Genomic DNA, 1323 nt, shown 5'->3' with positions numbered 1-1323 from the left:
GCCGGTCGGCGCTCCTCGCCGACGTCGCCGGGCAGCCTGCCACCCCGGCGCCCGCGCGTGGGCGAGGCCCAGCGGCGGGTCGAGCCGCAGGTCGGGCGGCGGGGCGGCGGGAGCGCCCGTCCGTGCCGCGAGGCTCGAGCCGGGCGGACGTCGGCCCGCGCGCGGAGGTCGGGCCCCACCGGGCACGATGGGCGCGTGCCGTCTGCCGAGAGCCTCCCCACCGGTCCCGCCGCGCCGTCCTCCTCGCTCGCCCCCTACGACGGGGTGCTGCTGCTCTCCTTCGGCGGTCCCGAGCAGCACGAGGACGTCATGCCGTTCCTGCGCAACGTCACGGCCGGGCGCGGCATCCCCGACGAGCGCCTCGAGGCCGTCGCCGAGCACTACCACCACTTCGGGGGGCGCAGCCCCATCAACGACCAGAACCGCGAGCTCCTCGCGGCGCTGCGGGCGGAGCTCGCCGCCCGCCGGCTGGACGTCCCCGTGGCGTGGGGCAACCGCAACTGGGCGCCCTTCGTGACCGACGCGCTCCGCGAGCTGCACGAGGGCGGCGCGCGCCGGGTCCTCGTCGTCGCGACGAGCGCCTACGCGTCGTACTCGGGCTGCCGCCAGTACCGCGAGGACCTCGCGGGCGCGCTCGTGGACCTCGCGGCCGAGGGGCGCGACCTGCAGGTCGACAAGATCCGGCACTACTTCGACGCCCCCGGCTTCGTCGCGGCGAACGCCGACGCCGTCGCCGCCGCGTGGCAGCGGCTGCCCGAGGGCGCGCGCGAGGGCGCCGAGCTCGTCTTCGTGACGCACTCGATCCCCACGGCCATGGCGGACACCGCCGGGCCCGAGGGGGGTGCTTACGTGCGCCAGCACGAGGACGTGGCCGCCGTGGTGGCCGACGTCGTCCGGTCGCGCGCCGGCGGTGCGGCGCTGCCGTCGACCCTCGTCTACTGCTCGCGCAGCGGCCCGCCGAGCCAGCCGTGGACCGAGCCCGACGTCAACGACCACCTCGAGGAGCTCGCCGCCCGCGGCGTCCCCGGCGTCGTCGTCGCGCCCATCGGCTTCGTCAGCGACCACATGGAGGTCGTGTACGACCTCGACACCGAGGCGCGGGAGACCGCGGACCGCCTGGGCCTGCCGATGGAGCGCGCGGCCACCGCGGGCGTCGACCCCGCCTTCGTCGCGGGCCTCGTCGACCTCGTCGTCGAGCGCGCCGCGGTCGAGCGGGCCGCCGCCGGCGAGCAGGAGGCGCCGCCTCGGCCCTCGAGCGGCTCGGTGGGCCCCTCCCACGACGTCTGCCCGGTCGGGTGCTGCCCCAACCTGCGCGACCGCGGG

Annotated in this window: 1 protein-coding gene; it reads left to right on the top strand. The window is 77.8% G+C overall.

Features of this window, described 5'->3' with window-relative positions:
- Positions 1-195: 195 nt before the first annotated feature.
- A partial coding sequence (locus HLB09_RS17255) for a ferrochelatase (protein WP_171204512.1) occupies positions 196-1323 on the top strand: 1128 nt, incomplete at its 3' end.

The sequence above is a fragment of the Pseudokineococcus marinus genome, assembly GCF_013004605.1.
GTDB classification, from domain to species: domain Bacteria; phylum Actinomycetota; class Actinomycetes; order Actinomycetales; family Quadrisphaeraceae; genus Pseudokineococcus; species Pseudokineococcus marinus.
The sequence above is the reverse complement of the archived record's forward strand: the minus strand, read 5'-3'. Positions and strand labels throughout refer to the sequence as shown.